17 protein-coding genes and 2 tRNA genes are annotated in these 20915 nt (G+C 65.8%); 8 read left to right on the top strand and 11 right to left on the bottom strand.

Features of this window, described 5'->3' with window-relative positions:
- The first annotated feature begins 12 nt into the window (after positions 1–12).
- Positions 13–342: an iron-sulfur cluster assembly accessory protein gene (locus tag VGV41_RS01400; RefSeq protein WP_326861858.1), complete on the top strand. Its 330-nt coding sequence runs from the start codon at positions 13–15 to the stop codon at positions 340–342.
- A 41-nt stretch (positions 343–383) separates the two neighbouring features.
- Here VGV41_RS01400 and VGV41_RS01395 read toward each other — a convergent pair whose 3' ends face one another.
- Positions 384–845: a carboxymuconolactone decarboxylase family protein gene (locus VGV41_RS01395; RefSeq protein ID WP_326861857.1), complete on the bottom strand. Its 462-nt coding sequence runs from the start codon at positions 843–845 to the stop codon at positions 384–386.
- Between the two features lie 115 nt (positions 846–960).
- Here VGV41_RS01395 and VGV41_RS01390 point away from each other — a divergent pair, with 115 nt between their 5' ends.
- Positions 961–1821 carry a sigma-70 family RNA polymerase sigma factor gene (locus VGV41_RS01390; protein WP_326861856.1) on the top strand — a complete coding sequence of 287 codons (861 nt, stop codon included), beginning with the start codon at positions 961–963 and terminating at the stop codon, positions 1819–1821.
- A 3-nt stretch (positions 1822–1824) separates the two neighbouring features.
- On the opposite strand, the gene VGV41_RS01385 is transcribed toward VGV41_RS01390, so the two are convergent.
- Complete coding sequence (locus tag VGV41_RS01385; protein WP_326861855.1) at positions 1825–4959, bottom strand: efflux RND transporter permease subunit; 3135 nt, start codon at positions 4957–4959, stop codon at positions 1825–1827.
- 4 nt (positions 4960–4963) lie between these two features.
- Positions 4964–6130, bottom strand: a complete 1167-nt coding sequence (locus VGV41_RS01380; RefSeq protein WP_326861854.1) for an efflux RND transporter periplasmic adaptor subunit — start codon at positions 6128–6130, stop codon at positions 4964–4966.
- Positions 6131–6319: 189 nt separating this feature from the next.
- Between VGV41_RS01380 and xth the strand changes: the two genes are divergently transcribed.
- On the top strand, positions 6320–7111 hold the full coding sequence (xth, locus tag VGV41_RS01375) for an exodeoxyribonuclease III (RefSeq protein ID WP_326861853.1): 792 nt from the start codon (positions 6320–6322) through the stop codon (positions 7109–7111).
- Positions 7112–7181: 70 nt separating this feature from the next.
- Here xth and VGV41_RS01370 read toward each other — a convergent pair whose 3' ends face one another.
- Both VGV41_RS01370 and ilvD read right to left on the bottom strand, forming a co-directional pair.
- On the bottom strand, positions 7182–8000 hold the full coding sequence (locus tag VGV41_RS01370) for a tetratricopeptide repeat protein (protein ID WP_326861852.1): 819 nt from the start codon (positions 7998–8000) through the stop codon (positions 7182–7184).
- Entirely contained in the window at positions 7987–9714 is a 1728-nt protein-coding gene (gene ilvD, locus VGV41_RS01365; protein ID WP_326861851.1) for a dihydroxy-acid dehydratase, read from the bottom strand. The genes VGV41_RS01370 and ilvD overlap by 14 nt, the downstream gene beginning before the upstream one ends.
- Before the next feature lie 251 nt (positions 9715–9965).
- Here ilvD and VGV41_RS01360 point away from each other — a divergent pair, with 251 nt between their 5' ends.
- A complete protein-coding gene (locus tag VGV41_RS01360; RefSeq protein ID WP_326861850.1) occupies positions 9966–10541 on the top strand; it encodes a DNA-3-methyladenine glycosylase in 576 nt (191 codons plus the stop codon).
- Here VGV41_RS01360 and VGV41_RS01355 read toward each other — a convergent pair.
- The gene (locus VGV41_RS01355; protein ID WP_326861849.1) at positions 10531–11250 is read right to left on the bottom strand and encodes an NAD-dependent epimerase/dehydratase family protein; all 720 of its coding nucleotides are present in this window, start codon (positions 11248–11250) and stop codon (positions 10531–10533) included. The genes VGV41_RS01360 and VGV41_RS01355 overlap by 11 nt on opposite strands.
- A gap of 89 nt (positions 11251–11339) precedes the next feature.
- Positions 11340–14240 carry a valine--tRNA ligase gene (locus VGV41_RS01350; RefSeq protein ID WP_326861848.1) on the bottom strand — a complete coding sequence of 967 codons (2901 nt, stop codon included), beginning with the start codon at positions 14238–14240 and terminating at the stop codon, positions 11340–11342.
- Between the two features lie 60 nt (positions 14241–14300).
- Here VGV41_RS01350 and VGV41_RS01345 point away from each other — a divergent pair, with 60 nt between their 5' ends.
- Positions 14301–15500 (top strand): MFS transporter, encoded by a 1200-nt coding sequence (locus tag VGV41_RS01345; protein WP_326861847.1) that lies wholly within the window; start codon positions 14301–14303, stop codon positions 15498–15500.
- Here the strand turns inward: VGV41_RS01345 and VGV41_RS01340 are convergent, their stop codons facing one another.
- The 3 genes from VGV41_RS01340 to VGV41_RS01330 form a co-directional block, all read right to left on the bottom strand.
- On the bottom strand, positions 15501–16172 hold the full coding sequence (locus tag VGV41_RS01340; RefSeq protein WP_326861846.1) for a DUF2497 domain-containing protein: 672 nt from the start codon (positions 16170–16172) through the stop codon (positions 15501–15503). It lies immediately after the preceding gene.
- 195 nt (positions 16173–16367) lie between these two features.
- Complete coding sequence (locus VGV41_RS01335; protein ID WP_326861845.1) at positions 16368–17798, bottom strand: TolC family outer membrane protein; 1431 nt, start codon at positions 17796–17798, stop codon at positions 16368–16370.
- Between the two features lie 173 nt (positions 17799–17971).
- Positions 17972–18619 carry a protein-L-isoaspartate O-methyltransferase gene (locus VGV41_RS01330; RefSeq protein WP_326861844.1) on the bottom strand — a complete coding sequence of 216 codons (648 nt, stop codon included), beginning with the start codon at positions 18617–18619 and terminating at the stop codon, positions 17972–17974.
- 156 nt (positions 18620–18775) lie between these two features.
- Here VGV41_RS01330 and VGV41_RS01325 point away from each other — a divergent pair.
- Positions 18776–18849: transfer RNA gene (locus VGV41_RS01325), tRNA-Cys, on the top strand.
- 150 nt (positions 18850–18999) lie between these two features.
- Positions 19000–19074 (top strand) — tRNA-Asn (locus VGV41_RS01320).
- Between the two features lie 137 nt (positions 19075–19211).
- On the opposite strand, the gene VGV41_RS01315 is transcribed toward VGV41_RS01320, so the two are convergent.
- Positions 19212–19514, bottom strand: a complete 303-nt coding sequence (locus tag VGV41_RS01315; protein ID WP_326861843.1) for a hypothetical protein — start codon at positions 19512–19514, stop codon at positions 19212–19214.
- A 733-nt stretch (positions 19515–20247) separates the two neighbouring features.
- Here VGV41_RS01315 and VGV41_RS01310 point away from each other — a divergent pair.
- Positions 20248–20466: a hypothetical protein gene (locus VGV41_RS01310; RefSeq protein ID WP_326861842.1), complete on the top strand. Its 219-nt coding sequence runs from the start codon at positions 20248–20250 to the stop codon at positions 20464–20466.
- The last annotated feature ends 449 nt before the right edge of the window (positions 20467–20915 follow it).

Genomic DNA, 20915 nt, shown 5'->3' with positions numbered 1-20915 from the left:
ATGCCTGCGGAAATGACCGAGAACGTCACAGTCAGCGACCGGGCGCTACGGCGCATCGGCGAGATCCTCGGGAACGAACCCGCCGGCACCATGCTGCGCGTCTCGGTCGAGGGCGGCGGCTGCTCCGGCTTCCAGTACAAGTTCGACATGGAGCGCGCGAAGGCGGACGACGACCTCGTCATCGCCCGCGACGGCGCCGTGGTGCTGATCGATCCGGTGTCTGTCGGCTTCATGGCCGGCTCCGAGATCGACTTCGTCGAGGACCTGATCGGCGCCTCGTTCAAGGTGAAGAACCCGCAGGCGAAAGCCTCCTGCGGCTGCGGCACCAGCTTCGCGCTGTAGGCGCCACGCGCGGGCTCAGGCCCGCGCATGGCGACGACACCTCACCACGTCTTGCTGCCGGCCGCCTGACGCGTCGTGACGTTGACGCGATTGAAGAGGTTGGTCAGCCCGATCCACATCACCAGGCCGCCGAGCTTCCTCTCGTCATAGTGCTTCGCCGCCGCGTCCCAGATCTCGTCCGAAACGGACTCCGGATTGTCGGCCATCCGCGTCGCCGCTTCGGCGAGCGCGAGCGCCGCGCATTCGGCGTCATCGAAATGCGGCGACTCGCGCCAGGCGGCGACCGCATGCAGCCGCTCGTCGCTCTCGCCGGCCTGCTTGGCGTGCGTAACGCCGCTGTCGACGCAGAAGGCGCAGCCGTTGATCTGGCTGGCGCGCAGGTGCACGAGGCCGAGCGTCTTCGGCGGCACGCCGCTCGCCTGCACAATGCCATACAAGGTCTGCAGCGGCCGTACCGCCTCGGGCAGTATGTCGGCCGGATTTTTCATACGTGCGGGTAACATAGGCCAGTCTCCTCTGTTGGAACTTGCGGATGGCCTCGCCCGCCCGGCTTCTGTCACACCGGCGGGGTGTCATCCGTCATCCCCTATGACGAGGCCGAATGCGGAGATGTGACCGATGCAGGACAAGGATTTTCTGGCGCGCCAATTCGAGAGCCACCGGGCCCACCTAGGCGCCGTCGCCTATCGCATGCTCGGTTCGCGCGCGGAGGCCGAGGATGCCGTGCAGGAAGCCTGGCTGCGGCTCGCGCGCAGCGACTCCGCCACGATCGGCAATCTCGGCGGCTGGCTGACCACCGTCGTTGCCCGCATCTGCCTTGACATGCTGCGCGCGCGCAAATCGCGCCGCGAGGAACCGCTGGCGCCCGGCACGCCGGAGCCGGCGGCCGAGGCGACCGATCAGGAGGCGATGCTCGCGGACACGATCGGCGTCGCGCTGCTGGTCGTGCTCGACTCACTCAAGCCGGCCGAGCGCGTCGCCTTTGTCCTCCATGACATGTTCGACCTGCCCTTCGAGGACATCGCTGCGATTGTCGGCCGCACGCCGGCCGCGGCACGGCAACTGGCGAGCCGGGCGCGGCGGCGCGTCAAAGGCGCGCAGCCGGATCAGGAAGCCGACGCGGCGCGCCGGCGCGGCATCGTCGAGGCCTTTCTCACCGCCGCGAGGGACGGCGATCTCGCCGGCCTCCTGCGCGTGCTGGATCCCGAGGTGGTGTTCAGCCCCGATGCCGCCGCCGAGCGCATGGGCAATGTCGGTGAAGTGCGTGGCGCGGACCATGTCGCGGCTCTGTTCAAGGGCCGCGCGCAGGCGGCGAAGCCGGCGCTCATCGATGGTGTGGTCGGAATCGCCGTCGCGTTCGGCGGTCAACTGCGTATCGCGATGCGCGTGACCTTTGCCGGCGACCGCATTGCCGGCCTCGAGGCGATCGCCGATCCCGGCCGGCTGGCGGCGCTGTCGATGACGCCGCTCGAGACGTGACGCCTACTCCGCCGCCACCGCGGGCTTGTCCGGATAGGTCTCCACCTCCTCGAGCTGCGGCTCGAGCTTGCGCTTGATCATGCGGTCGACGCGGTCGAGATAGAGATAGATCACCGGCGTGATGTACAGTGTCAAAAGCTGCGACATGCACAGACCGCCGACCACCGCGACGCCGAGCGGCTGGCGCAGTTCGGCGCCGGCGCCGGTGCCGAGCGCGATCGGCAGCGTGCCGAAGATGGCGGCGAAGGTCGTCATCATGATCGGCCGGAAGCGCAGCACCGCCGCCTCGCGGATCGCCACCTCCGCCGACAGACCGACGCGCCGGCGCTCGATGGCGAAGTCGATCATCATGATCGCGTTCTTCTTCACGATGCCGACCAGCATGACGATGCCGATCATGGCGATGACCGACAGATCGAGGTGGAACAACATCAGCGTCAGGATGGCGCCGATGCCGGCCGACGGCAGGCCGGAGATGATCGTGATCGGGTGGATGAAGCTCTCGTAGAGGATGCCGAGCACGACGTAAGCGGCGAAAATCGCCGCCAGAATCAGAATGCCCTGCCCGCGCAACGAGTCCTGGAAGACCTGCGCCGTGCCCTGGAAGCCGGTGGTGATCGAGGCCGGCAGCCGCTCGTCACGTTCGAGCTTCTGGATCGCATCGACCGCCTGGCCGAGGGAAAAGCCGGGCCGCAGGTTGAACGAGATCGTGACCGAGGGCTGTTGGCCCTGATGGTTGACCTGCAGCGGACCGACCGTGCGCACGAATTTCGCGACCGCCGAAAGCGGCACCACCGTGCCGCTCGAGGTCTTCAGGTAGATCGTGTTGAGGTCGTTCGGGTTCTGCTGGTACTCCGGCAGCGTCTCGAGGATGACCTGGTAGTCGTTGGCCGGCGTGTAGATCGTTGCCACCTGCCGCGAGCCGAACGCGTTGTAGAGTTGCTGGCGCACCTGATCGACCGTGACGCCGTAGACCGCCGACTTCTCGCGGTCGACCTCGATCGTGACCTGCGGGTTCTTGATATAGAGGTCGGTGGTGACGTCGAGCAGGCCTGCGATCTTTGCTATTTTGTCGCGCATCTCGGGCGCGGTCTTGTAGAGTGCGTCGGTGTCGTTGGATCGCAACGTGTACTGGTACTGGCTCTTCGCCAGCTTGCCGCCGAGATTGATGTTCTGGATCGGCTGGAAGAAGATCTCGATGCCCGGAACGACGTTGGCCTTCTGCCGCAGCCGCGCCAGAATCGCCGGCAGACTGTCCCGCTCCTCGCGCGCCTTGAGCGCCACAAGCATGCGGCCGCTATTGAGCAACGGGTTCGGGCCGCCGGAACCGACCGTCGAATTGACGTAGGCGACCGCCGGATCCTTGCGCACGATATCGGCCACCTGCCGCTGCAGATTGGTCATGGCCGGGAAGGCCACGTCAGTATTGGCCTCGGTGATGCCGATGACATAACCGGTGTCTTCGGTCGGGAAGAAGCCCTTCGGCACGATGATGTACAGCCAGATCGTGGCGACGAAGGTGGCGAGCGTCACCATCAGCATGATGAATTTCACCTTCAGCACGCGGTCGAGCGAATACGTGTATGCCGCGAGCATGCGCTCGAACAGCCATTCAAACGTGCGCAGGACGACGTTCTGTTTTTCCTCCTCGCCGGGATGATGACCCTTGAGCACGCGCGCGCACAGCATCGGGGTGAGTGTCAGCGACACGAAGCCGGAGACGACAATCGCGACCGAGACCGAGACCGCGAATTCCCGGAACACGCGGCCGACCATGCCGCCCATCAACAGCACGGGGATGAAGACGGCGATCAGCGAGAAGGTGATCGACAGGATTGTGAAGCCGATCTCGCGCGAACCCTTCAGCGCCGCCTCGTATGGGCGCATGCCGCCTTCGATGTGACGAACGATGTTCTCCAGCATGACGATGGCGTCGTCGACCACGAATCCGACCGACAAAGTCAGCGCCAGGAGCGTCATGTTGTTGATGGAAAATCCAAACATGTACATCGCCGCGAAAGTGCCGACGAGCGACACGGGCACGGCGAGCGCCGGGATGATCGTCGCCGAAACCTTCCGCAGGAACAGGAAGATGACCATGATCACGAGAGAGACGGCGATCGCCAAAGTCCACTGCACGTCGGAGACGGCGTCGCGGATAGAGGTCGACCGGTCGAACAGCGGATGCATTTCGATCGCCGGAGGCACCTGCGCGCGCATCGCCGGCAGCGAATTGCGCACCTCGTCGACCACGGCGACTGTATTGGCGTCGGGCTGGCGCTGGATGGCCAGCACGATGGCGCGGGCATCGTTGAACCAGGAGGCGACCTTGTCGTTTTCAACGCTATCGATGACGCGGCCGATCTGATCGAGCTTGACCGGCGCGCCGTTGCGATAGGCGACGACAACGTCGCGGTAATCGGCCGCATGCCGCATGGCGCTGGTGGCGGTCAGCGTCACCGACTGCTTCTGGCCCTGCAGCGTACCGACCGGCGCTGAGGAATTTGCAGCAGCGACGACGTTCTTCACGTCGTCGAGGGAGATGTTGCGCGCGGCCGCGGCGCGCGGATCGATCTGGACCCGCACGGCGAATTTCTGCGCGCCGTAGACCAGCACCTGGGCGATGCCCGGCATCTGCGAAATCTGCGGCGCCAGTACCGTCTCGGCATAATCGTCGATCGCCGACAGCGGCATCGTGTCGGAGCGCATCGATACGTAGAGCACCGGGAAGTCGCCCGGGTTCACCTTGCGGAAGAACGGCGGCGTCGTCATTTCGACGGGCAACCTGCGCTGCGCCGTCGCCAGCGCCGTCTGCACGTCGAGCGACGCGCCGTCGATGTTGCGGCCGAGGTCGAACTGGATGGTGATCTGTGTCGTGCCGAGCGAGGACGACGATGTCATCGACGAGATGCCGGCGATGGTCGAAAGCTGCCGCTCGATCGGCGAGGCGACCGACGCCGCCATCGTCTCAGGCGACGCGCCCGGCAGCGTCGCGGTAATCTGGATGGTCGGGAAGTCCACCGCCGGCAGCGCCGCCACCGGCAACAGCCGGTAGCCGAAAATTCCGAACACAATCAGCGACGCCGTCAGCAGCGTCGTGAGGACGGGACGGCGGATGCAGAGCTCGGAGAGATTCATAGGGTCAGGTCCCGGCGGCCTGACCGGAGCTATTGTCGGAGCGCGGCGGCCGCGGATTGACGCGCGCGCCCTCCGACAGCAGCAACTGGCCTTCGGTGACCACCGTCTCGCCACCGTTGAGGCCCTGGGTGACGACGGTCTGGCCGCCGACCTGACGTTCCACGGTGACACGCTGCACGTGGGCGGCGCCGTCCTTGACCACGAAGACGAAATTGCCGGTCTGGCTCACCTGCACCGCGGTCGACGGCACCGTCACCGCCTCTTCCTCGCGCAGGGTCATCTCGACATTGACCAGGGTGCCCGGCCACAACAACTCGTCGGTGTTCGGCATCGTGGCGCGGATCATCGCCATGCCGGTCGCAGTGTCGACCGTGTTCTCGATCATGCTGACCGCGCCTGAGGCCTGTTTGCCGATGCCGGCGCCGGGAACGGTCGCCTCGACGGTCGCCGTCTTGTTGGCAATCGCCTGACGGATGTCGGGCAGATTTTTCTGCGGCACGGTGAAGCTGACATAGACCGGCGCCATCTGGTTGATGGTCGCCATCGGCGCGGTGTCGGCCTGACGTACGAAATTGCCGATCTTGACCGCGGCGGCGCTGATGCGCCCGGAGATCGGCGCGGTGACGGTGCAATAGCTCAACTGCACCTTGAGGTTCTGCAGCACGCCCTGGTCCGCCTGGATGGCGGCCTTGTAGACGTCGGACTGCGTCTTGGCGTTGTCGAGGTTGGTGACCGGCGTCGCACCCTTGCCGACGAGGTCGGTGTAGCGCCGCACGTCACGCTCGGCGCCTTCGAGTTGCGCCTTGTCGCGCGCGATCTGCCCTTCGGTGGCGGCGATCTGCGCCTGGATGGCGCGGCCGTCGAGGGTGAACAGGACCTCGCCCTTGCTCACATGCGCGCCGTCGGCGAAGTGCACTTCGGTGATGTTGGTGTCGACCCGCGCCTTGAGCGCCACGCTGGCGATCGGGGTTACCGTGCCCAGCGCCTGGAGTTGCACCGGCACCTGCTTGCGCTCCGCCTTGGCGACTTCGACCGCCACCACCCGGCCGGGCGCCTGCCCGCGCGCGGAGCGGGCGGCGACGCCGTCGGCGGTCCAGAATCCACGGATAAGCACGGCGACGCCGATCAGGGCCAGCACCGCTACCCCAAAGAGCCACTTTCGTCTGTTCATTAGCTGTGTTTTTGTCCGGACCTGTATCGGGCCCTGCCCGGACTCTCCCTTTTCCGCGGAATTCGCCGTAATTCGACCGGTTTGGGACCGCGCGCGCAGCGATCCTAGCATATAAACGGTGAACGACGCAGGTCCCTGCGCCCGGAGACGGTAAATACCGCACCGTCCCGCATATCTTCGGAATAGCCCATGCGCATTGCCACCTGGAACGTCAATTCCGTCCGCCAGCGCCTCGACCACCTCCAGGCCTGGCTGAAGGAGCGGCAGCCGGACATGGTCTGCCTGCAGGAGATCAAGTGCACCGACGAGGCCTTCCCGCGCGAGCCGCTGGAGGCGCTCGGCTACAACGTCGCGGTCCACGGGCAGAAGACCTTCAACGGCGTCGCTTTGCTCTCAAAGTGTCCGTTCGACGAGGTGGCACCCGGGCTGATCGGCGACGACGGCGACGTCCAGGCCCGTTTCCTCGAGGCGCTGGTCTCGACCCGTACCGGCGTGCTGCGTGTGGTCAGCCTCTATCTGCCCAACGGCAACCCGGTCAGCACTGAAAAATACACCTATAAGCTCAATTGGATGGATCGGCTTCTTCGCTTCACGCACGAACGCCTGAAGCTGGAAGAGCCGCTGCTTCTGTGCGGCGACTACAACGTCATCCCCGCCCCCGTCGATGCCAGGCGGCCGGAGGCCTGGGTCAATGACGCGCTGTTCCTGCCGCAGACGCGGCAGCGCTTCCGTTCGCTGATCGGTCTGGGCCTGACGGACGCCGTCCGCGCCACAAGCGACGCCACCGACCTCTACTCGTTCTGGGACTATCAGGCCGGCGCCTTCCAGAAGAACGACGGCATCCGCATCGACCACGTGCTGATGTCGCCGCAGGCGACCGACCGCTTCGTCACCGCCGGTATCGACAAGCACGTGCGCGGCTGGGAAAAGCCGTCCGACCACGTGCCGGTTTGGGTCGACCTCGACCTCGAACCGCGCTGACCGGCCGCCCAATATGAAAATGCCCGCGGCGAACGCGGGCACGATGGCAGCGGGTGCTGGCGAGGGCGGCCTAGTCGCGCCGGTGGGCGAGCCAGCGCTCGAGATAGACGGCACCCATGGCGCGCTCGTCCTCGCTCGCCTGCCGCATGGCGCTGTCGTAGAGGTTGCTGACCCAGGCCTGCTCGTGTGGCGCGCATTCCTTGGCAAGCGCCAGCCACATCAGGCCGCGCGCCGCCTGCCGCGGCACATGATCGCCGGCGAACAGCATGGCGCCCAGCATCGCCTGCGCCTCGCATTTGCCCTTGTGCGCCGACAGCCCGAACCAGCGGATCGCCTGGCGCGGATCGTGCGGCGCGCCGGTGCCGTCAAGATAGAGGCGCGCCAGATAGTACTGCGCATCCGGGTCGCGGAAATACGACGCCGCATAGGCGAACACCTCGCGCGCCCGATCCGGATCGCGCTTGATGTCGCTGTTGGGAATGCCGGTCAGATAATAGTGCCCGAGCGCGACGAAGGCGTTGGCGACAAAGCGCGACTGCGGCAGGTCGGGATTGTCGTCGGCGTGATCGTCGGCGATGCGGCGGAAATACTGGAACGCCTTGAGGTCGTTCTGCGCGACGCCGTCGCCGTCGGCATACATGCGGCCGAGCTTCCACTGCGCCAGCGGATGCCCCTGCTCGGCCGCGTATTCGAGCGAGTGGATTGCCTTGGCGGTGTCGCCCTGCTTCAGCCACTTGGCGCCGGAACGGAACGCATCCATTGCCGACACCGGCGCCGCCGAGGCCAACGCATCCTTGGGCTGCGTGGTCCCGTCGAAAGCGCCGGCCGGCGCGGCCAGGAGGCCGGCGCCGATCACCAACGTGCTGAGAAGGGACTTAGCTGTCCGCATAGCACTCCTTCTCGGCGGCGCCGCCCGGGTGCGTGACCGCACCGTTGACGGCCGGACCGACCTGTTGGGAGTACTTCCAGAGATAGCCGGAGGCGGCCGCGTCGTTGCCGCGCGGCTTCCAGGCGGCCTTGCGCTTGGCCAGTTCCTCGTCGGAGAGCTTGACGTTGAGCGTGCCGGCAACGGCGTCGAGCTCGATGATGTCGCCGTCCTTCAAGAGCCCGATCGGGCCGCCGATCGCCGCTTCCGGACCGACATGGCCAACACAGAAGCCGCGCGTCGCGCCGGAGAAGCGGCCGTCGGTGATGAGCGCGACCTTCTCGCCCATGCCCTGGCCATAGAGCGCCGCCGTGGTCGACAGCATCTCGCGCATGCCCGGACCGCCGCGCGGACCCTCGTAGCGGATGACGAGCACGTCGCCTTCCTTGTAGGTGCGGTTCTTGACCGCCTCGAAGCAGGCTTCCTCGCCGTCGAAGCAGCGCGCCGGACCCGAGAACTTCAGCGTCTTCATGCCGGCGACCTTCACGATGCCGCCCTCGGGCGCGAGATTGCCCTTGAGGCCCACGACGCCGCCGGTCGCGAGCAGCGGCTTGTCGGCCGGACGCACGACGTCCTGGTCCGGATTCCACTTCACGTTCTTGAGGTTCTCGGCGATCGTCCGGCCGGTGACGGTGAGACAGTCGCCGTGCAGGAAGCCGTGGTCGAGCAGGGTTTTCATGAGGAGCGGCACGCCACCAGCCTCGAACATGTCCTTGGCGACATAACGGCCGCCCGGTTTCAAATCCGCGATATATGGTGTCTTTTTGAAGACCTCGGCGACGTCGAACAAATTGAACTCGATGCCGCATTCGTGCGCGATCGCCGGCAGATGCAGCGCCGCGTTGGTCGAGCCGCCGGTGGCGGCGACGACGGCCGCCGCGTTTTCCAGCGCCTTGCGGGTGACGATGTCGCGCGGACGGATGTTCTTGACGATCAGGTCCATGATCATCTCGCCGGCGAGCATGCAGAACTTGTCGCGCATCTCGTAGGGAGCCGGCGCGCCGGACGAATAGGGCAGCGCCAGACCGATGGCTTCGGAGATGGTCGCCATCGTGTTCGCGGTGAACTGCGCGCCGCAGGCGCCGGCCGACGGGCAGGCGTTCTGCTCGAGCGTCAGAAGGTCCTCGTCCGACATTTCGCCGACCGAGTGGCGGCCGACCGCCTCGTACACGTCCTGTACGGTGACTTCCCGGCCCTTGAATTTGCCGGGCAGGATCGAGCCGCCGTAGATGTAGATCGACGGCACGTTGAGGCGGCACATCGACATCATCATGCCGGGCTGCGACTTGTCGCAGCCCGCGATGCCGATCAGGGCGTCGTAGGCATGCCCGCGCATGGTCAGTTCGACCGAGTCGGCGATGACTTCGCGCGACGGCAGCGACGCCCTCATCCCGGCATGGCCCATGGCGATGCCGTCGGTGACGGTGATCGTGCAGAACTCGCGCGGGGTGGCGCCGCAACTGGCGACGCCCTTCTTGACCGCCTGCGCCTGGCGCATCAGGGCGATGTTGCAGGGCGCGGCTTCATTCCAGCAGGTGGCGACGCCGACGAACGGCGCGTGGATCTGCTCCGCGGTCAGGCCCATCGCGTAATAGAAGGCACGGTGGGGAGCCCGCTCGGGCCCTTCCGTGGCGTGACGGCTCGGCAGCTTCGATTTCAGATTGGTTTTAGCGTCCATAATCACTCGGGCCCCCGCCCCTTACAACGTCCGCCGGTTGAGGCCGGCTCCAGTTTTCTTCAAGCCTGTCTGGCAGCGAAAAGCTTAAAATCCACCAACGCCTTGCAATGCCGTACGGGCCATTGATGTCGCGGCAGCCTATGGCCAAATCGCGGCGTGGCCAGAGCTAGGCTGTGGCAGAGATTTGAATGTCGCCAGACTGTTGCGTCGGGGACACAGAAATTGCCCCGGAAGCCGGGCAAGGAGAAGGCATGGCCCGCCCGCCCCGTCTCCGCCGCTCGTTTTTCGACCGTTCCGTGCATGTTGTCGCACCCGAACTGATCGGCGCGACGCTGCTCATCGACGGAATCGGCGGCGTGATCGTCGAGGTCGAGGCCTATCACCACACCGATCCCGCAGCGCACAGCTACATCGGCATGACGGCGCGCAACGCCGTGATGTTCGGCCCGCCCGGCTTTGTCTACGTCTACCGGTCCTACGGCATCCACTGGTGTCTGAATTTCGTCTGCGAGGAGGCCGGCTCGGCCAGCGCCGTGCTGGTGCGCGCGATCGAGCCGGTCGCCGGCATTGCTGCAATGCAGCGACGGCGCGGCCTCAAGGAGCCGCGCGCGCTCTGTTCGGGACCGGGCAAATTGTGCGAGGCGCTCGCTGTTTCGATCCGGCACAACGGCCTAGCGCTCGACCGGCCGCCGTTCGAGCTCCGGGCGCGGGCGGCCGCGCCCGAGATCGTCACCGGCCCGCGCATCGGCATCACCAAGGCGGTCGCGCGGCCCTGGCGCTACGGGCTCAAGGGCTCGCCCTACCTCAGCAAGCCGTTCAAAGCGTGAGGCGAAAATCCGGATCGAAGCCGAGGAGCCGCCTGGCTTTTTCGCTCGACAGGGTCGGATCGTCCTCGCCGACATTGTAGACGCCCGGCTCACCGCGGCTGAGCGCGTTGGCCGCGGCGAGCGCCGCCGCGTCGACATGCACGCAAGGACGCCGCCCCGGCCCATCCGGCGACCAGGTGCCCGGCCCGTAGAAATAGGCGTAGCGCAGGACGATGCCCTCCGGCAGCGCCAGCACGGCATCCTCGAGCGCCTGTACCGCCGGGATCGTACCGGCCATCACGCCCTCGGCCGGCGCCATCGGATCGGTTTCGACCCGGGCGCCGGGTCTCTCCGCGTAGATGAAGGCGATGCTCTGGGCGATCAGACGGCGAACGCCGGCGGCGCGGGCCGCGGCGGCGAGGTTGGGCGTGCCCTCGATGCGGATGCGGGCGTTGCGTCTGAGCGCCTCGGCGTATTGCGGTGTTCCCGGAGCGAAGGCGAGATCGGTGAGCTGGTGGATAACCGCGTCGGGTTTCGTCGCGGCGACGGCGCGCTTCAAGGCCTCGGCATCGAACACATCGACCACCACCGGCTCGGCGCCCATGGCGCGGAGCGCGCCGGCCTTGTCGGCCGAGCGCGTTGTCCCCGTCACCTGATGGCCCGCTTTGACCAGCAGCGGCGTCAGCCGCCGCCCGATCGCCCCGCCTGCCCCGGCCAGAAACACGCGCATCTCGAACCTCCTCCGCTCCAGTACCATCTGCTGCCGAGCAGATGACGAAGCGGACCTTACCGGTGTGACAGGCGGGCGGCGATGCCGCCCTACTCCGCGCCCTTGAGCCGCTCCAGCGCCTCGGCGATCCTGGCCTTGCGGGTGACGGCCTCGGCGCGCTTCTCCTTCTCTTCCTCGACCACCTCTTCCGCCGCGCGCTCCATGAACTTCGGATTGTTGAGCTTGCCGTCGCAGCGCGCGATGTCGGCCTCGGCCTTCTGCATTTCCTTGGCGAGCCGCGCGCGCTCGGCGCCGAGATCGATGACGCCCTTGAGCGGCAGCGCCGCCACCTCGCCGCGCACGACGAGCTGTACCGAGCCGGCCGGCGCGCTCGCCCCGGCAGAGATCTCCGACACGCGCGCCAGCCGCTTGATGACGTCCGACCAGCGCTGCGCGAGCGCCTGCGTCGCCGCCGACGCGCCGGCGAGCACAACCGGGATGACGACGTTGAGATTCATCTCGGCGCGGATCGAGCGGATCGCGGTGATGAGATCGATGACCCAGCCAATCTCGGCCTCGGCCTTGTCGTCGGTGAGGCCCTCGAGCTTCGGCCAGTTGCTGAGCGCCAGCAGCGCGTCGCGTTTCGGCCCCTCTTCTGCGGTGACTGCCCACAGCTCTTCGGTGATGAAGGGCATGAACGGATGCAGCAGCGCGAGGATCTGGTCGAGCACCCACGCCGCCATGGCGCGCGTTTCGTCCTTGGCCGGACCGTCGGCGCCGGTGAGCAGCGGCTTCGACAGCTCGACATACCAATCGCAATAGACGTTCCAGACGAAGCGATAGGCGGCGCCGGCGGCCTCGCTGAAGGCATAGGTCTCGATCGCCGCGGTGATTTCTGCCGCCGCCTTCTGTGTCTCGTGCGCGATCCAGCGGTTGAGCACTTCCTTCGCCGATTTCGGATCGAAGCCCGCGACGCGCCTGGCGCCGTTGAATTCGACGAAGCGCGCCGCATTCCACAGCTTGGTCGCGAAGTTGCGGTTGTTCTCGACGTCCTGCGGCCCGAGGCGGATGTCGTGGCTCGGCGCCACCGCGCGCATCAAGGTGAAGCGCAGCGCGTCGGCGCCGTATTCGTCGATGATGCCGAGCGGGTCGACGACATTGCCTTTCGACTTCGACATCTTCTGCCCGCGCTCGTCGCGCACCAGGCGATGGATGTAGACGTCCTTGAACGGCACCGCTTGTTCCAAGGGAGCGCCGGGGCGCTCCTTTTGCATGAAATGCAGGCCCATCATCATCATGCGCGCGACCCAGAAGAAGATGATGTCGAAGCCGGTGACCAGCGCCGAGGTCGGATAGAAGCGCTTGAGCTCTTTCGTCTCCTCTGGCCAGCCGAGCGTCGAGAACGGCCACAGCGCCGAGGAGAACCAGGTGTCGAGCACGTCCTCGTCGCGCCAGATCGGCTCCCATCGCGGCTTACCAGCCAACTCATCATCGATAAGCTGTTGGAATAAGGGATCGAGATCATCGACCGGCCGCGGAACTATTCTAACATCACAGTTAAAGTGAGCCTTTGCCGCCGCTATCGCCTCATCCTCGGTGGCAGCAACGAAGATCTCTGGATGATCCTCAATAGAGAGCCAGCTTTTGATCTCGCCTTCGACTCGAGGACCTTCCTTGCGACCATACCATGCTGGAATTTGATGGCCCCACCAAAGCTGGCGCGAAATGCACCACGGCTGGATGTTCTCCATCCAGTTGAAGTAGGTCGCCTCCCAGTTCTTCGGCACGAAATTGGTCTTGCCTTCGCGCACCGCGGCGAGCGCCGGCTTCGCCAGTTCGTGCGCGTTGACGTACCATTGATTTGTCAGAAACGGTTCAATGATAACGTTTGACCGATCCCCACGTGGTACAGCATGTGTATGTGGCTCAATTTTTTCGACGTAACCTTTGCTTTCAAGCAGCGACACAATAATTTTTCGTGCTTCCTCGACGTGCCTGCGATCGAGCGCCGCTAGAGTTTCTGCAGTTTCAGATGAATTTGAAATCCCAGTCAAAAATTCCAAATTACCCTGAAAAGTGAGGCGAGCCTCCCGCGTTAGGATGTTTATCTGCGGCAGCGCGTGCCTTTTGCCGACCTCGAAATCGTTGAAGTCGTGCGCCGGCGTGATCTTCACCGCGCCCGAGCCCTTCTCCGGATCGGAGTATTCGTCGGCAATGATCGGAATCTTGCGGCCGACCAGCGGCAGGATCACGTTCTTGCCGACGACGCCCTTGTAGCGCTCGTCGTCGGGATGCACCGCCACTGCAGTGTCGCCGAGCATCGTCTCGGGACGTGTCGTCGCCACGACGATGAAGCTCGACGGGTCTTCCGGATTGAAGGTCTTGCCCTCGATCGGATAGCGCAGGTGCCAGAGATGGCCCTTGGTCTCGACCGGCATCACCTCGAGATCGGAGATGGCGGTCAACAGCTTCGGGTCCCAGTTGACCAGCCGCTTGTCCTTGTAGATGAGCCCTTCGCGATAGAGCGCGACGAAGACCTTCAGCACGGCCTTCGACAGGCCCTCGTCCATGGTGAAGCGTTCGCGCGACCAGTCGCACGAGGCGCCGAGGCGCTTGAGCTGCTTGACGATCGTGCCGCCCGACTCCGCCTTCCACGCCCAGACGCGCTCGAGGAATTTCTCGCGGCCCATCTCGCGGCGGCCCGGCTCCTGCCGTTCCATCAACTGCCGCTCGACCACCATCTGCGTGGCGATGCCGGCATGGTCCGTTCCCGGCTGCCACAGCACGTCCTTACCGCGCATGCGCTCGAAGCGGGCGAGCACGTCCTGCAACGTGTTGTTGAGCGCATGGCCCATATGCAGCGAGCCGGTGACGTTCGGCGGCGGGATGACGATAGAGTACGTCTCGGCCTGGGCGCGCTCGGGCCGGCCGGCACGAAAGGCGCCCGCCTCTTCCCATGCCCGGTAAATGCGGCCCTCGACGTCCGAGGGCTGGTAGGTCTTGTCGATCATTGTGGTCTTGTCTGCCAAACGGGACGGGCTAGAAAGCCCGCCGCGCCATCGAGAGTCAACGTGTCACCGCCCGAGTCCGGAACCGAAAAGCAGCTCCGCCGCGTCATCCTGCTGATGTCGCTTGCCGCGTTCGCCAGCGGCTTTTCGCTGCGTATTTCCGATCCTTTGCTGCCGCAACTGGCGGTCGGCTTCGGCGTCAGCATCGGCAGCGCGTCGGCCATCGTCACCGCCTATGCGATTCCCTACGGGCTGTCGCAGGCCTTCACCGGCATGTTCGGCGACCGTTTCGGCAAATGCCAGTGGGTGACCGTGGTCTGCCTTGCATCGGCGGTGCTGGTCCTCCTCTGTGCGCTGTCGCAGTCGATCACGCAACTCACGCTGGCGCGTCTCATCTGCGCGCCCGGCGCCGCCAGCATCGTCCCCCTCGGGATCGCCTTCGTCGGCGACACGGTCCCGTACGAACGGCGTCAGACCGTGCTGGCGCGGTTCCTCGCCGGGCAGATGATCGGCATGATCGCCGGTCAGGTGGCCGGCGGCATCATCGGCGATCATTTCGGCTGGCGGACGACCTTCTACGTGCTCGCCGGCGTCTTCGCATTTGCCGGCGGCTCGCTGCTGACGCAGTTGCGCAGCAATCCGTGGACCGTGCCCATGCGCCGGACCCACGGAGCGACGGGCAGCTTCCTGTCCGACTATCGCAAGCTCCTCTTCGGCTCGTGGCCGCGCTTCGTCATCCTTGCGGTGTTCTTCGAAGGCGCGATCTTCTTCGGCGGATTCACCTACGTCGCGGCCTTCCTGCACCTCCATTTCGATCTCAGCTTCACGCTGATCGGGCTGGCGGTCGCGGGGTTCGGGCTCGGCTGCGTGCTCTACGTGATCAGCGTGCAGCGGCTGGTGCGCCTCGGTGACCGAGGCCTCGTCCTTGCCGGCGGCGCCGTGGTGATGCTCGGCTTCCTCATGCTCGCCATCGCGCCGGTGTGGGAGCTCGCGCCGTTCGCCTGCGCCGTGCTCGGCTTCGGTTACTACATGGTGCACAACACGCTGCAGACGCACGCGACGCAGATGCTGCCGGAAGCGCGCGGCAACGCGGTGGCCGGCTTTTCCTCGGCGCTCTATCTGGGGCAGAGCATCGGCGTGGCGCTGGCGGCGCCGGTCATCGACCGAGCCGGCGCGGCGCCGGTGTTCGTCGGCGCGGCGGCGCTGTGGCCGCTGCTGGCGATCTGGATCAACTGGCGGCTGCGCCGCCACGTCAAGCGCTGATCAACGACCGCGCGAGACGCGTTCGATCTCGGCGCGCACGATGCGCTCGACCATGCCCGGCAGGTTGTCGTCCAGCCAGTTCTTGAGCATCGGCCGCAGCATTTCCTTGACCAGGTCCTCAAGCGTGCGGGCGTTGTTGCCGAGCACGGTGTTGGCCAGCGAATTGAAGGCACTGTCGACGGCGGCGCGCGTGGCGCCCGAGATCAACCCGCGGTCCATCGCCGAGGCCGGCGGCGCAGCCGGCGGCGGTTGTCTGACCGGCTCCGGCAGGTCCGGCGTGCGCTCGGTGAAGACGACGTCGGAGGCGCCGTCGATGGTGCGGAACGCGGGCGCTGCCGTCATCGCTTCCGTCAAATCGAGGACATCGGACGGCGCCGGCGCGGGCTTGGGCGCGGGCGGCTTCGGCGCCGGCTTGGGCTGGTCGAGGCCGAGCATCGCGTCGATGTCGTCCTGCTTGTTCGCCGGGGCCGGCGGCGGCGACGGACGCGGCGGCGCTGGCGGCGGCACCGGACGCGTGGCGGCCGACGCCACCGGCGTCGGTGCCGGCTTGGGCGCCGGTGGCGCTTCCGCCGGCTTCACAGCCTTGCCCGTCTCGTCGTCGGCAATGATGCGACGGATGGAGGCGAGAATTTCCTCCATCGAGGGCTCTTGCGCCTTCGCCGATTGACTCATTGCGTTGGTCCCGCCCGCAAGCGCTGCACGTCGACCGCAAATACGGACGGCCGCAGCATGCGTCCGAATCGAATCGCGGTCGGAATCTAGTTATACGCCAGAGCACTGCGTCGAGGGCAGATGGCGTTTCCGCTTCAACGATGAAGTTGTGGACATGGTTGTGGCCGTTGCGCGCGGCCGGCAGCGGCCGGGCGGTCAGCGGCCGTCGGGATTGCGCGTGCCCGCCCAGGCGTCGCGCACCTGCTCGTAATGGACCTGCGGCCGGTAGACCGGCACGTGCAGACCGAGCACATCGGGGCTCAGGCGGCCGACTGCAGCCAGCAAGGTATAGGACGCGACGACGCGGTCGTGCTGCGCGGTCACGACCGCCACGCGCGCATTCACCAGGGTCTGCTGCGCGGTCAACACGTCGAAGGTCGTGCGCTGCCCGACACGGGCCTCCTCGCGGATACCGTTGAGCGCAATCTCCGCCGCCTGCACCTGCGCCTGCGTCGCCTCGATATTGGCCTTGGCGGCCTGGAGCTGGCCCCAGGCCTGCACCACGTTCTGCCGCACCGTGTCGCGGCTGACGTCGAGGTTCAGCCGCTGCTGCCCGAGCGTCTCCTTGGCCTGCCGGATGAGCGAGTATTCGGCGCCGCCCTGGTAGACCGGAACCGTCAGCGTGCCGAGCACCGAGGCGTTGTAGCTCTCCATGGTGGAGAGCACGCCGACGCCGAGCCAGCTCTTCTGCACGCTGCCCTGCACCGACAGGTTCGGCAGCAGCGCGCCTTCCGCGACCTTCACCTGGCGCAGCGCGACGTCAACGTTGTACTGCGCGGCCGCCACCGAAGGATTTGTGCCGATGCCGACCGCCACCGCGCCCGGCAGCGTCTTCGGCGAGAAGCGATCGACCGGCGTGCCCGGCGCGAGCTTGCCCGGATTGATGCCGATCACCTGGCGGTAGGTCGCCTGCGATGCTTCGAAATTGGCCTCCGCCGTCAGAACCTGCGAGCGGCCGGCCGCAAGGCTCGATTCGGACTGCGCCACGTCGGTGCGCGTCACCTCGCCGACATTGAAGCGGTCGCGCGTCTGCCGCAGCTGTTCCTGCAGCACTTCGACGTTGCGCTTCTGCAAATCGAGAATTGCGGAATCGCGCAACAGGTTCATGTAGGCCGTGACCGCGTTGAGCAGCACGTTCTGCACGGTGGTGGCCAAAGTCGCGCGCGCGGAGAGAACCTGCGCCTCGGCCTGGCGCGTCTTGTTGGCCGTCTGAAAGCCGTTGAACAGCGTCTGCGTCATGGTCAGGCCGACCGACAACGGCGAATTGTAGCCGCTCGAGGTTGACCAGACCGACGTCCCCGGCGCCGAGGACGACGCTGACTTGCTGGTGGTCGACAGCGACTGCTCGCCGCCGGTCGCGGTGATGTTGACCTTCGGGCGGTAGCCGGCGAGCGCCTGCGGCACGTTCTCGTCGGTCGCGCGGGTGCCGGCGCGCTGGGCGTTCAGGCTGGGATTGTTCCGGTAGGCGAGCGCCAAGGCGCCGTCGAGCGTGTCGGCGCGGGCTGCGCCCATCGCCAACGACGAAACGGCCCCCAAAAGGGCCGCCGAGATCACCGCCAGAAGATTTTTCGCACCGAAACGCAACATACCTGATCCAGACGACTCCGAATAAGCCACCGACTGCGCATCGAAGGTTGCGACGCAAGGAACATTAATCGGACCCGCGCGGGCTGGAAACCCCCTGCCCGCCCGGCGGCCCTAGATAACTGTGACTACGCGGCATTTTGGCCACGTAATGAACTCTGTATGTGCGGGAGTTCTCAGAAAGCGAAGGCGAGCGGCCGCGTGAAACCGGGCAGGACGGGAGCGGCGGCATCGAATACCGCACGGCCGCCGACGTCGCCGCCGCTGCGCAGATACAGCATGGCCTTGGCCGCGGCATCGCCGCCGAGGACGCAGAGCAGACGACCGCCATCGCTCAGTTGCCGCAGCAGCGTCTCCGGGACGATCTCGGTCGCGCCTTCGACCACGATGACGTCGAAGGGAGCCGACGCCGTGCAGCCTGCCGCCAGCGATCCGCTCACGACCTCGACGTTCGTCCGATCCGCGAGAGCCTCGCGCGCCGCCCGCGCAAGCTCGGCGTCCTCTTCCAGCGCCACCACCTGCGCGGCGATCCGCGACAGGATGGCCGCGCCGTAGCCCGTGGCGCAGCCGACGACGAGCACGCGGTCGGTCGCCTTGATGTCGGCCACCTGCAGCATCTTCGACAGCAGGCGCGGCTGCATGAGGAAGCGGTGCGCCGCCACCGGCAGGTCGAAATCGACATAGGCGAGTTCGGCCGACTTCGCGGGGACGAAGCGCTCGCGCGGGGTCTCCTGGAACGCCCGCAGCAGCCGCAGGTCGGTGACGTCGGCGGTGCGGATCGTGCCATCCACCATGTTGCGGCGAGCGGCGGCAAAATCGGTCATCGCGGTTCTCGGCGGCTCAACGTATGGGAATGCGCGGCATATCTGCGGCAAGCGACCGCAAAAGGCAAGCGACCAACACGTTGTGAAGGCCGCGCGTCTCCTATATAGGCAGGCGCGCGGGGCGCCTGCGACTCAAGGCTCGGGCGCCCGGCAAAAGGCCTCGTGGCGGAGTGGTTACGCAGAGGACTGCAAATCCTTGCACCCCGGTTCGATTCCGGGCGAGGCCTCCACTTCCCCCTCCCGGCGCCCGCACCCCCGTTGCCGAGACCATGGCGAACCCGCCGGACGCCTTGGATTTTCGTTGACCACCCGCCGTCATCGGGCTTTGCAAAGCGGGCGGGCTTTGTTATGAGGCCCCCCGCAACAGGCGCGAGCCCTGTTCCCGAGTAGCTCAGCGGTAGAGCATTCGACTGTTAATCGAATGGTCGCTGGTTCGATCCCAGCCTCGGGAGCCACCACTAAACCTTTGATCCGTCAGACATATTGTCCTTTGGCGCTACCGCACGAGCGCCTCACATTTTTCTTTGGGGACACACCGGGGGCACAGATTGCAATCAGAGCCAAAGTGTCGCTCCGGAGGAATCTTCGCAACTCATTTTGGGTGAATACCCGCGTGTGCCGGGTCACGAGGCTGGAATGTGCAAGCGCGGGCGTAGCCTGAAGGTGAAAAACTGCGCAGATACACGTCGGCGAGCGGCGCGCTCCCTGTCCTTTTGGAGCCCGCGGCTGCCTCGGCTTGGCGAATTGCGTCATGGTCGCCGTCGAGGAGTTGAAGGTCGATCTCACGATCGGCGCCGACGATGGCTGCTTCGATCCGCGCCAATTCGGCGCGGGCCTCGCTCAGTCGCGCCTCGGTCGTTTGATCGGGTTTCGCTTTCGGTCGGATAACGCCCATGTGCTCGGTCTCCATTGCGGCGGGAGACCGTCACGAGGACCTGGAGCGAGGGCGGCAGCAACGCACTCAGTACGGAGCTCGTCTTCAGCGCATCAACCGCCACCCCGCAGCTAGTGCAAAGACGGCGAATATCGCGAGCGCAACATATTCCGCGTCCGACCACATGCGCCGGAAAAGACAACAGGTCCTTAGTGGTTCGCGTGACAAAAAGCCGCCCAAGTTGACGGCTTGTTTCGCGAAGGTTGCGGCCGTCCCGGGGCTCCGTGCTCTCAACCCCGTGCCTGAGCCAATGACCGACCAAAAACCCCGCCTCGCCCTTCGCCGAACACAATTGCCCGATGCCGGCGCGGATGATTGGTCCGTGATCCTCGACCAAGGAGATCATTGGCCGCATCTACATGGCGCCGAACCGGGCCGGCGATCCTTAGTTCTGGGGCTTGAACAGGTTTCCAAGCTCGGCAGCCAACAGCGGATATGGGCCCAGTCTCGACGAGGCAAAGGCCAGATTCCGGGCGAGATGGGAGGCGCTAGCGCGCGACGTATAGAACCCTGCGCCCCTCACGCCATTGTGGTTCAGGCCCCGCTTGATTTGCTGCCGGTGGGCGGGCCGCGCCTCGGTCGGCGAGCGACGCGGGGCCCGACCGTTTTAGCCGTTCCATCAGATGGGTCGTTTCTATTTGGCGAACAAACAACGCGGCATCTTGTTTCCCAAGTTGGTTCCAAGGAGAGGCACATGTCTAACATCTTCGTTGAGCCGAGGCCGAAGAGTCGGGATGAGCACGCACCGATTTCTGGATACGTCGTTGAAACCGCGACTGCCATCATGGGCGGACCGTTCTCGACCCAGGCGGAGGCGATCGCTTGGGCTAAAAAGACGGGCCATAAGCCTCTGGTGGCCCGCGTGCGGCACCTGACGGACAAGAACAAGCCAGATCACTGGCGCGAGGCGTGATCGAAGAACCGTTCCCTGCAGGGAAGTGTGAGGGCGAAGGTCAGGAGCGAGCATGACCGAACGGCGTGAGCTTTACCGAAGTCCAAACGGGGATAGCTGGTACCTAGGGCGAGAACCGCAAAGCGGAAATGTATTTATCATCCACCAGCCTAATGCGCCGTCGGGTGGTCGATTGTCCCACATCGAGCTAGGCGAATTTCTGAGCCGTGGGGATGGTCCAGAGCAAAAAGCGCTTCTCCGACTGATCGCGAGGTTGGTCGATCTTCCGCCCTTTGGCGCACGTGGCGATTGAGTTTAGTTGCTCAAAAGTCGGGGTCGGTTGTGGCGTTACCCCTCTCGAAAGAAAACGGCCTCGGCGCATTGGAACGCCGAAGCCGCGGAGGTGAAGGTTAGATGTAAGACGTGCGTCCCGATAACGCGGACCTAAGCAAACGGTTCGAAAGGCAAAA

This window comes from Pseudolabrys sp. (genome assembly GCF_035943735.1).
Taxonomy (GTDB): Bacteria; Pseudomonadota; Alphaproteobacteria; order Rhizobiales; family Xanthobacteraceae; genus Pseudolabrys.
Note: the sequence above shows the minus strand (reverse complement) of the source record. Positions and strands in the feature narration are given on the sequence as shown.

Bases quoted from the DNA above. Each gene is read 5' to 3' on its own strand.
- VGV41_RS01400 (WP_326861858.1), top strand. From the start codon at position 13: ATGACCGAGAACGTCACAGTCAGCGACCGGGCGCTACGGCGCATCGGC.
- VGV41_RS01380 (WP_326861854.1), bottom strand. From the start codon at position 6,130: ATGAACAGACGAAAGTGGCTCTTTGGGGTAGCGGTGCTGGCCCTGATC.
- VGV41_RS01315 (WP_326861843.1), bottom strand. From the start codon at position 19,514: ATGGGCGTTATCCGACCGAAAGCGAAACCCGATCAAACGACCGAGGCG.
- VGV41_RS01370 (WP_326861852.1), bottom strand. From the start codon at position 8,000: ATGCGGACAGCTAAGTCCCTTCTCAGCACGTTGGTGATCGGCGCCGGC.
- VGV41_RS01350 (WP_326861848.1), bottom strand. From the start codon at position 14,240: ATGATCGACAAGACCTACCAGCCCTCGGACGTCGAGGGCCGCATTTAC.
- VGV41_RS01335 (WP_326861845.1), bottom strand. From the start codon at position 17,798: ATGTTGCGTTTCGGTGCGAAAAATCTTCTGGCGGTGATCTCGGCGGCC.
- VGV41_RS01310 (WP_326861842.1), top strand. From the start codon at position 20,248: ATGTCTAACATCTTCGTTGAGCCGAGGCCGAAGAGTCGGGATGAGCAC.
- VGV41_RS01395 (WP_326861857.1), bottom strand. From the start codon at position 845: ATGTTACCCGCACGTATGAAAAATCCGGCCGACATACTGCCCGAGGCG.
- VGV41_RS01330 (WP_326861844.1), bottom strand. From the start codon at position 18,619: ATGACCGATTTTGCCGCCGCTCGCCGCAACATGGTGGATGGCACGATC.
- VGV41_RS01385 (WP_326861855.1), bottom strand. From the start codon at position 4,959: ATGAATCTCTCCGAGCTCTGCATCCGCCGTCCCGTCCTCACGACGCTG.
- VGV41_RS01355 (WP_326861849.1), bottom strand. From the start codon at position 11,250: ATGCGCGTGTTTCTGGCCGGGGCAGGCGGGGCGATCGGGCGGCGGCTG.
- VGV41_RS01360 (WP_326861850.1), top strand. From the start codon at position 9,966: ATGGCCCGCCCGCCCCGTCTCCGCCGCTCGTTTTTCGACCGTTCCGTG.
- ilvD (WP_326861851.1), bottom strand. From the start codon at position 9,714: ATGGACGCTAAAACCAATCTGAAATCGAAGCTGCCGAGCCGTCACGCC.
- VGV41_RS01340 (WP_326861846.1), bottom strand. From the start codon at position 16,172: ATGAGTCAATCGGCGAAGGCGCAAGAGCCCTCGATGGAGGAAATTCTC.
- VGV41_RS01390 (WP_326861856.1), top strand. From the start codon at position 961: ATGCAGGACAAGGATTTTCTGGCGCGCCAATTCGAGAGCCACCGGGCC.
- xth (WP_326861853.1), top strand. From the start codon at position 6,320: ATGCGCATTGCCACCTGGAACGTCAATTCCGTCCGCCAGCGCCTCGAC.